The 8,883-nt window shown below is 72.5% G+C and carries 10 protein-coding genes; 5 read left to right on the forward strand and 5 right to left on the reverse strand.

Annotated elements, in window-relative coordinates:
• Positions 1-66 precede the first annotated feature (66 nt).
• Together FV230_RS19830 and FV230_RS19835 are read right to left on the reverse strand one after the other, a co-directional pair.
• Positions 67-1,239, reverse strand: coding sequence for a zinc-dependent alcohol dehydrogenase (locus FV230_RS19830; RefSeq protein ID WP_147843608.1), 1,173 nt, complete (start codon positions 1,237-1,239; stop codon positions 67-69).
• A gap of 441 nt (positions 1,240-1,680) precedes the next feature.
• Positions 1,681-3,723: an oligopeptide transporter, OPT family gene (locus tag FV230_RS19835; RefSeq protein ID WP_147843609.1), complete on the reverse strand. Its 2,043-nt coding sequence runs from the start codon at positions 3,721-3,723 to the stop codon at positions 1,681-1,683.
• 427 nt (positions 3,724-4,150) lie between these two features.
• Here FV230_RS19835 and FV230_RS19840 point away from each other — a divergent pair, with 427 nt between their 5' ends.
• The 3 genes from FV230_RS19840 to FV230_RS19850 are packed head-to-tail and all read left to right on the forward strand — an operon-like array spanning position 4,151 to position 6,293.
• Positions 4,151-4,411, forward strand: a complete 261-nt coding sequence (locus FV230_RS19840; protein ID WP_147843610.1) for a hypothetical protein — start codon at positions 4,151-4,153, stop codon at positions 4,409-4,411.
• Positions 4,408-5,358 carry a class I SAM-dependent methyltransferase gene (locus FV230_RS19845; protein WP_147843611.1) on the forward strand — a complete coding sequence of 317 codons (951 nt, stop codon included), beginning with the start codon at positions 4,408-4,410 and terminating at the stop codon, positions 5,356-5,358. The genes FV230_RS19840 and FV230_RS19845 overlap by 4 nt, the downstream gene beginning before the upstream one ends.
• Positions 5,355-6,293, forward strand: a complete 939-nt coding sequence (locus FV230_RS19850; protein ID WP_147843612.1) for an L-histidine N(alpha)-methyltransferase — start codon at positions 5,355-5,357, stop codon at positions 6,291-6,293. Before FV230_RS19845 ends, FV230_RS19850 begins: the two co-directional genes overlap by 4 nt.
• Here FV230_RS19850 and FV230_RS19855 read toward each other — a convergent pair.
• Positions 6,268-6,543 carry a hypothetical protein gene (locus FV230_RS19855; protein WP_147843613.1) on the reverse strand — a complete coding sequence of 92 codons (276 nt, stop codon included), beginning with the start codon at positions 6,541-6,543 and terminating at the stop codon, positions 6,268-6,270. The two genes, FV230_RS19850 and FV230_RS19855, sit on opposite strands and share 26 nt — an antisense overlap.
• Before the next feature lie 63 nt (positions 6,544-6,606).
• Positions 6,607-6,789, reverse strand: coding sequence for a hypothetical protein (locus FV230_RS19860; RefSeq protein ID WP_147843614.1), 183 nt, complete (start codon positions 6,787-6,789; stop codon positions 6,607-6,609).
• Between the two features lie 161 nt (positions 6,790-6,950).
• Between FV230_RS19860 and FV230_RS29815 the strand changes: the two genes are divergently transcribed.
• Positions 6,951-7,124 carry a hypothetical protein gene (locus tag FV230_RS29815; protein WP_187274918.1) on the forward strand — a complete coding sequence of 58 codons (174 nt, stop codon included), beginning with the start codon at positions 6,951-6,953 and terminating at the stop codon, positions 7,122-7,124.
• Between the two features lie 476 nt (positions 7,125-7,600).
• Here the strand turns inward: FV230_RS29815 and FV230_RS19865 are convergent, their stop codons facing one another.
• Positions 7,601-8,095, reverse strand: a complete 495-nt coding sequence (locus FV230_RS19865) for an Hsp20 family protein (protein ID WP_147728833.1) — start codon at positions 8,093-8,095, stop codon at positions 7,601-7,603.
• A gap of 149 nt (positions 8,096-8,244) precedes the next feature.
• On the opposite strand from FV230_RS19865, the gene FV230_RS19870 reads away from it, so the two are divergent.
• On the forward strand, positions 8,245-8,883 hold a 639-nt coding region (locus FV230_RS19870), incomplete at its 3' end, for an alpha/beta hydrolase (RefSeq protein ID WP_147843615.1).

The raw sequence follows: 8,883 nt of genomic DNA on the forward strand, positions 1-8,883 counted from the left end.
CGTGGTGGCCGGTCCGCGCGCCGCGGCCGGGTGCCGGGCGCGTCGGGGGGGAGGGACGCGTTCCGCTCATGGCCGGATCACCACCTTGATGCAGCCGTCCTGCTTGTCGCGGAAGGTGCGGTACATCTCGGGGCCGTCCTCCAAGCCGACCGTATGGGTGATGACGAAGGACGGGTCGATCTGCCCCTCCTCGATCCGGCGCAGCAGGTCGTCGGTCCAGCGCTTCACGTGCGTCTGCCCGGTGCGGACGGTCAGCCCCTTGTTCATCAGCGCGCCGATCGGGAACTTGTCGATCAGGCCGCCATAGACGCCCGGCACCGAGAGGATCCCGGCCGGCCGGCAGACCATGATCATCTGGCGCAGGACGTGGGCGCGGTCGGTCTCCAGCATCATCGCCTGCTTGGCCCGGTCGTAGACCGCGTCGACCGCGCCGAGCGCGTGCGCCTCGAGCCCGACGGCGTCGATGCACTTCTCCGGCCCGCGGCCGTCGGTCATGTCGTTGAGGCGGGCGACGATGTTCGATTCGGCGTGGTAGTCGAGCACCTCGGCGCCGCCGGCCCGCGCCATCGCGAGGCGCTCGGGCACCCGGTCGATGGCGATCACGCGCTTGGCCCCGAGCAGAATCGCGGAGCGGATCGCCATCTGCCCGACCGGCCCGCAGCCCCAGATCGCGACCGTGTCCTCCGGCTGGATGTCGCACTGGACCGCGCCCTGCCATCCCGTCGGGAAGATGTCGGACAGGAACAGCAGCCGCTCGTCGGGGATGCCGTCCGGCACCTTGATGTGGGTCGAGTCGGCGAACGGCACGCGCAGGTACTCGGCCTGGCCGCCGGCATAGCCGCCGGTCAGGTGGGTGTAGCCGAACAGGCCCGCCGTGGTGTGGCCGAAGGCGGCGTCGCCGAGCGCCTTGTTGCGGTTGGTGCGCTCGCAGACCGAGAAGTTGCCGCGCCGGCATTGCGGGCACTGGCCGCAGGTGATCGTGAACGGGACGACGATCCGGTCGCCCACCTTTAGCGCGGCGTTGTCCTTCCCTACCGCGACCACCTCGCCCATGGTCTCGTGGCCCATGATGTCGCCCGCCTTCATGCCGGGCATGAAGTGGTCGTAGAGGTGCAGGTCGGAGCCGCAAATCGCGCAGCTCGTGACCTTGATGATCGCGTCGCGCCCATCCTCGATCGTCGGATCGGGAACCGTGTCGCAGCGGATGTCGGTGGTGCCGTGCCAGACGAGGGCCTTCATGGTGCGAAGCTCCCGGCCGCCGCTCGGACGATGCGGCGCATACGGGAGCAACTGCGGTCCCCGGGGTTGGTTCTGTCGGGTTTCGGACCGAACCGGGCGTGCGGCTGGCGAGATACGGGCGGCGGGCCGACGTTTTCATGCCGGCTCCGGCGACCGAGGCGGACGGGCTTCCGATGCCGCGGCGACCGGGGCGGGTCACGCTTCCTCTCCGGGCTCGGACCTCATCCTGAAGCGCCGCGCGAGCGGCCTCGAAGGAGCCCTCACGGAATCTCGCGCGCGCTGGGGAACTCCTTCGAGGCTTCCGCTTCGCGCAAGCACCTCAGGATGCGGATGCGTGTGGGATCGGGGATCGAACGGGGCCGCACGCCCTGCCGGGCAATGGCGAAGCGGTCACCGGAAACCTGCTCTCCCAAAACACCGCCCGCACCGGCGCGGCCGTGCCTACGCCGCCGCTTCGTCCTGGTCCGCCCGCGCGGTGAGCCGGTAGAACACGGCGAGGCCGCACCCGAACACGGCCGCGCCGAGCCAGGTCGCGTAAGGGGCGAAACCCGGCCCGACGAGGGCGAGGGACGCGCTGCGCCCGGCCAGGGTGTCGGCGACGGCCAGGATCACGCCGACGAAGCTCTCGCCGACCAGGAATCCGGAGGCGAGGAGGACGCCGCGGCGGCGCGCGGTCTCGGTCGCCGCGCCGGCATCGTCCCCTTGCGCCGCGGCGCGTGCCCGGATCGTCCGCTCGGCGAGCCAGCCGAGGACGCCGCCGACCGCGATCGTCATCTCGACCGAGAGCGGCAGGTACATGCCGATGCCGACGGTGAGCGCGGGGAAGGTGAGGTCGCGCCGCCGAAGCCACGCCTCGACCGCGACCAGCACGGCCCCGAGCCCGGCGCCGATCAGCACCATCGTCCACGGCAGGGTGCCGTGGACGATGCCGCCGGCGATCTGCGAGGTCAGCGCCGCCTGGGGGGCGGGCATGGCGTTGGCCGCCTCCATGCCCTCGCGCGGCAGGGCGCCGACGAAGCCGTAGGCCTCGTAGAGCAGGGACAGCAGCGGCCCGATGACGGCGGCGCCGACCGCGACGCCGATCAGCAGCACCACCTGCTGGCGCCAGGGCGTGGCGTCGACGAGCTGGCCGGTCTTCAGGTCCTGCAGGTTGTCGTTGGCGATCGAGGCCATCGTGACGATGACCGCGGCCACGAGCAGCGCCATCGCGATGACGAAGCGGTCGCCCTCCGGTCCGGCGGAGCGGCCGACCAGCAGCGGCAGCAGCACCGCCGCGGCCATCGCGGTAAGGATGCCGATGCCGGAGATCGGGCTCGAGGACGAGCCGAGGAGGCCGGCCAGATAGCCGCAGGTGGCGGCCATCAGGAAGCCGAACAGCACCGCGAACACGGTCGCGGCCGCGACGAGCCCGTACAGCCCGCCGCCGAGCTCGGCGCCCGATGCGAAGCCGGCGAACAGCCATGCCAGCGGCAGGGTCAGCGCCAGCACCGCGGCGCCGACCCAGGTGATCGGCAGGTCGCGCTCGGCCCGCGGATGGTCCGGGCCGGGCAGCCGCGAGCCGCTGGTCCGGACCGAGGCCAGGGCGGTGGCGATGCTGCCAAGGATCGGGCGGGCGAGCGACCCGACGGTCCAGAGGCCCCCGACCGCGATGATGCCCGCCCCGATCAGGCGGACCTGCCCGGACCACACCGCCTCGGCCATCTCCGACGGCGAAGCGCCCTCCCCCTGCCCGAGCGCGGTCAGCAGCGGCACGGCGACGCCCCAGGCGATCGCGACGCCGGTGAGCAGCGCCAGGCACGCGCCGATCCCGACGAGGTAGCCGACGCCCACGAGCGCCAGGGAGAAGCCGGTGCCGAGGCGGAACACCGCGCTCCCCGCCGCGAGCGTTCCGTGCATCCCCTCGGCCAGCAGCCGGAACCCGGTGGTCGCGAGCCCGATCGCGCCCGCGCCGGCGGCCGCGCCGAGGAGATCGCGCAGGCCCTTCGCGCCGGCCTCGCCCTCGCCGGTGCGCAGCACCTCGGCGGCGGCGACGCCCTCCGGGTAGGGCAGGCCCGCGCGGGTGACGAGCGCGCGCCGGAGCGGGATCGAGAACGCGACGCCGAGCAGGCCGCCCAGGGCGCACACCGCGCTGGTCTGCCAGAACGGGAAGCCGTGCCAATGCCCGATCAGCACCAGGCCGGGCAGGATCAGGATGACGTTGCACAGCGTGCCGGCGGCGGAGGCCTGCGTCTGCACGATGTTGTTCTCGAGGATGCTCGAGCCGCCGAGCAGCCGCAGGCAGCCCATCGAGATCATCGCCGCCGGGATCGAGGACGAGAACGTCATCCCGGTCTTCAGGCCCATGTAGACGTTGGCGGCGATGAACACGACCGTGATCGCGGCGCCGAGCGCGATTCCGCGCGGGGTGATCTCCCGCGCACGCGGCGCGCCCTTGCGTGAAGGCGGTGCATCCTGGGCCTTCGTCACCTGATTCGCCGCGTCCATCGTGCCCCCGGTCCCGGCCGTCCCGCGCGACATCGACGCGTCGTCCCGAGCGAAACCCGAGCGGCAGGGCGTTTTCTCCCGCCGCGACGCTTTGCCGTCGCGGCCCGGCATGGACGGGATCTGCATTCGCCGCGCCGGGCGCGTCCCACGACGATCCTCGCAAGGCTCGCCGCGCGACGGCCGTTCGCGTCGACCTCGGCTAGTCTGTCGATCGATGCAACGGGCCGAACCATAACCTGCGTTGAGCTTGATTTTTGTCGGCCGCGTCGCGGAACAAGGAATTTGAGCCGAGGTTTCCCCGGCAGATCGGCGGGCTCGGGCCCGATGGGCGCTCCGCCCCGCCGCGCTTCGACACACACAGCCGGGCCTCGGACGGTCGCCGCGCGGGACGCGACGCGGCGCGCCCGAGCGATCGTGACAGGTGCGCATGGATCTCCCCACGGACGATGCCAGCCCCCCGCTGGCCGAGCGCTTCCGCGCCTTCCTTCAAACCCCATCCTTCCCTCGCGTCGGCGCCGAGCCCGCCCCGACGCGCGGGCCGATCCGGTCCGTCGTCGGCCGCGACCGGGCGCGCCCGGCGCCGTTTCAGGGCCTCCCGGCGATCCCCGGCCAGCCGGGCACGCCGTCGGAGGAAGGCTTCGCGGTGCCCTATGAGCGCGGGCGCCGCGCCGCGGAGCCGGCGCGATGACCGGCCGGCCCGACCCGAACCCCGCCCTGATCGCCCTGGTCGAGCGACTGCGCGCCCTCGGCTACAGCTTCACCACCGTGACGCCCGCCACCCATGCCCGCGTCAACGCCCGCCCGCAGGCGGCGCGGGCCCGCAATCTGCGCGACGTGTTCGGCTGGAGCCGCCCCTTCGCCGAGGACCTGCTGCCGGCCGACCTCTTCGCGGCGATGCACGCGGCCGGCGTGCTGGTGCGGGACGGCGACGCCTGGCGCTCGGCGATCCGGGTGTCGAGCCTCGACGGCGAGCTGTTCGTGCATTCCGCCTATCCGCCGAGCGCGACCGACGTGGTGTTCTTCGGCCCCGACACCGCCCGCTTCGTCGCGGCCGTGGTCGATCACCTCGCGCACCGTGCCGCGCCGGTCCGCCGCGCGGTCGACATCGGCTGCGGATCGGGCGCGGCCGGCATCGCCATCGCCAAGCGCGCGCCCGACGCCGAGATCGCGCTCGTCGACATCAACGACGCGGCGCTCGCGGCCGCCGCCACCAACAGCCGGCTCGCGGGCGTCCACGGCACGGTGCCGCGCCGCAGCGACCTCCTCGCGGACGTCGCGGGCGCCTTCGACCTCGTCGTCTCGAACCCGCCCTTCATGCTCGACCGCGCCGGGCGGACCTACCGCGACGGCGGCGGGACCTACGGCGAGGGCCTGTCGCTCGCCGTGGTCGAGGCCGCCCGCACCCGCCTCGCCCCCGGCGGTAGCCTGGTGCTGTTCACCGGCTCGGCGATCGTGGACGGCGCCGACCCGTTCCGGCGGGCCGCGACCGCCGCCTGCGAGGCCGCGGGGCTGGGCTGGACCTATCGCGAGCTCGACCCGGACGCCTACGGCGAGGAGCTCGACGCGCCGGCCTATGCCGAGGCGGAGCGCATCGCCCTCGTCGTGCTCACCGCAACCCGTGGGGCGCCGCGATGACGCCGGCGGACATCGCGGAGCGGGACGCGTTCCGGCGGGACGTGCTCGCCGGCCTGTCCGAGGTGCCGAAGCGCCTGCCGGGCAAGTACCTGTGGGACGAGGCCGGCTCGATCCTGTTCGACCGGATCTGCGACAGCCCCGACTACTATCCGACCCGGCGCGAGATGGCGCTGCTGCCCGCGATCGTGCCGGAGCTCGCCGCCCTCGTCGGAGCGGGCGCGACGATCGTCGAGTACGGCAGCGGCGCGAGCCGCAAGATCCGCACGCTGCTCGACGGCCTCGACCGGCCGCGCCGCTACGTGGCGATCGACATCTCGCGCGCCTACCTCGAGACCTCGGTCGGCACGCTGGCGCGGGACTATCCCGGCATCGCGATGATCCCGGTCGGCGCCGACTACGCCGCGCCGATCCGGCTTCCGGTCGACCTCGGCGGCGGGCCGGTGCTCGGGTTCTTCCCCGGCACCAGCATCGGCAACCTCGCGCCGGCCGAGGCGGAGGCCTTCCTGGCGCGGGCCCGCGACACGCTCGGGCCGAGCCATCTCCTGGTCGGCGCCGACCCGACGCAGGACGCGGACCGGCTGCGGCGGGTCTATGGCGGCTGCGACGGCCTGATGCCGGCCTTGCACCTGAACTACCTGACGCGCCTGAACCGGGAGCTCGGCGCCGGCATCGACCGCGACGCCTTCCGCCACGCGGTCCGCATCCTGCACGATCCGCTGCGGGTCGAGGCCCATCTCGTCGCCGACCGTGCCGACACCTGGCGCTTCGGGACGGACGCGATCCGGTTCGCGGCCGGCGAGAGCGTCCGCACCGACATCTCGCACAAGCATGCGCCGGAGGCGTTCCAGGCGATGGCGGCGCGGGCCGGCTGGACGCCGAAGCGCCTCTGGCTCGACCCGGAGGGCCTGTTCAGCCTGCACCTCCTGAGCCGCTGACGCGTGCCGCCCCGCCCTTCGCCGGATCGGGCATGGCAGGATCGAGCATGGCGGGATCGCGGGCGGGCCACGCGCCGGCTTCGCTGTCCGGCCGCGACCGGGCGATCATCGCCCGGACCTGCTCGACCACGGCGCGGGCCGCCGCCCGCTGCAGCCGCGCTTCCTCCCGCGCCGCGCGCGATCGCGCGATCACGTCCTGAGACTCGGCGATCACGGCATCCGCGGAATCGGGTTCGGGCACATCGCGCATGAAGCGGGTCTATTCGACCCGGAAAAATCCGCAACCACCTAGGTTAAGTGCAACCGAATTCCATCAAGACTGTGTCGATTTTACAGCGACGGCTCGAATATAATCGAGAACGCCCCGGCGCTCGCGTGCATCTTCGAGAGCCGCCCAGAACGACAGCAAGTCGGCCGTTTCACCGGTCGGGTTCGATTTGGCATCGAAGAAGTCGTCGACCGGACAGTCGAGAGCCTCGGCGATCTTGGCGATCATCGCTTCGTTGCTGTGGCCGGCCCCGCCGATATTTGAATTTTGCATACTTTGATGCCCGGTTGACCTATGTTATTGTCCGGCCCGGACCAGCGATCTATCGGGGAACGGGGGCGTGGCATCGATTGCGCGCAACTTTTGCTCAAATCGATGCGAGGGTCAACGTGACGACGGACAAGCTCGACCGCATGGCCGAGGTCTGCCTCGAAGCGCATGCCCTGATCGATGCCGGCGGCACGCCGGCGATGCGGGCGATGATCCGGCTCCTGCTGCTTCAGATCGGCCGGGAGATGGCCCGCCGCCAGGCCGAGCCGCGGGGGAAGCCCCAGGAGCATTGAGGCGGCGCCGCGGGGAAGACGGTCGGATCTCCCGCGCAAGCAGGAAGCCGACATCCCAGCACCCGAGGTCGCGTCGGACGAAGCCGTTCCGGCATCAGATCGCGTGGGCCGGATGCGCCGTGCCCCCTGCCACCTTACCTTCCAGCACAGCCGCGCCGAACCGCTCGCGGGTCCCCTCTCCCGGACGGAAGAGGGAGCCGCGGCGGTGCTTCGCGCGACCGAGCCGGCGACGTGGGGTCCGGCCGCCGTCACCCCACCCCGAACGACCGGTGCGCGGCGGCGCAGCAGCGCGGCGATCCCGAAGATGCAACGCATCCTGGCGCGAAGGGCAACGTCACGGGCGCCTCGCGGCGCCCCTCGCCCGCCGACGCGAAACCGCCGAGATCCGTTCCGCCGGCAGCATCCCCGACGCCGGCCACGACGAAAAACGCCCCGGCCGGCGGCCGGGGCGCTCCCACGCTCTGCGACGGCGCGGTTTACGCCGCCTTCTGGACCTCGGCCGGGACCTCGGTGGCCGCCCCCTCGATCGCCGGCGCGCGGCTCTTGCCGCCGATGGCGATCTCGATGCGGCGCGGCTTCTTCGCCTCCGGGATCTCGCGGACGAGATCGACGTGGAGGAGGCCGTTCTCCAGCGCCGCACCCGTCACTTGGACGTAGTCGGCGAGCTGGAACCGGCGCTCGAAGCCGCGGGCGGCGATGCCCTGGTGCAGCACCTCGGCGCGACGCTCGGGATCGGGCTTGCGCTCGCCCTTCACGGTCAGCGCGTTCTCCCGCACCTCGATCGACAAATCGGCCTCGGTGAAGCCGGCCACGGCCACCGTCACGCGGTAGGCGTTCTCGGCGGTGCGCTCGATGTTGTAGGGCGGGTAGGTCGGGACCGCGTCGGACGCCACGAACTGGTCGAGGGCCGAGAACAGGCGGTCGAAGCCGACGGTGGAACGGTAGAGGGGAGCGAGATCGAACTGACGCATAGGACACATCCTCCGTGGAGCAACATGCAGGTTTGAGTCTATGGTCCGCCGCGTGGGCCGGACCGGGCTCGTACCGCCTGACGGCCGGTACGATCGTGATATTGGAGGGGGGCGAGGTGCGTTCAAGACCCGGCCGGACGACGGGAACGATGCGGCAGGACGCCGCACTTCTGAGCCTGCACGACACGCCCGGAAACCCGGTTCCCCCCGGCGCCGTGGTGATGGCGGTCGGCACCGCGGACGACTGCACCCTGCGGGCGGCGCGCTGGGCCGCGACGACGCGGACCTGCAAGGGCACGGTCTGCCTGCTCCAGGGCCGGGCCGAGTTCATCGAGAAGTACTACGAGACCATCCGCGAGCTGCGCGCCCGGGGCTTCGCCGTCGTCGCCTTCGACTGGCGCGGGCAAGGGGCGTCGGACCGGCGGGTCGACGACCCGCACAAGGGCCACGTCGCCGCCTTCGACGATTACCGCCGCGACCTGCTGGCGATCCGCGACGCGGTGCTGGTGCCGTTCATGCCCGATCCGCATGTCTGCCTCGCCCACTCGATGGGCGGCTGCGTCGCGCTGACCGGGGCGCTGGACGGCTGGCTGCCGTTCCGGCGGATCGTCACCGTGGCGCCGATGCTGTCGATCCGGATGGTGCGCTCGCCCGCCTTCGCCTCGGTCGCGACGCGGCTGCTGCAGCGCCTCGGCCTCGGCAGCCGCTACGTGCCCGGCGGCGGCCCGGTCTCGATCGCGACGAAGCCCTACCCGAACAACCGGCTGACCCGGGACCCGGCGCGCTAC

Origin of the sequence: Methylobacterium sp. WL6, assembly GCF_008040095.1 — a bacterium.
Classification (GTDB): domain Bacteria; phylum Pseudomonadota; class Alphaproteobacteria; order Rhizobiales; family Beijerinckiaceae; genus Methylobacterium.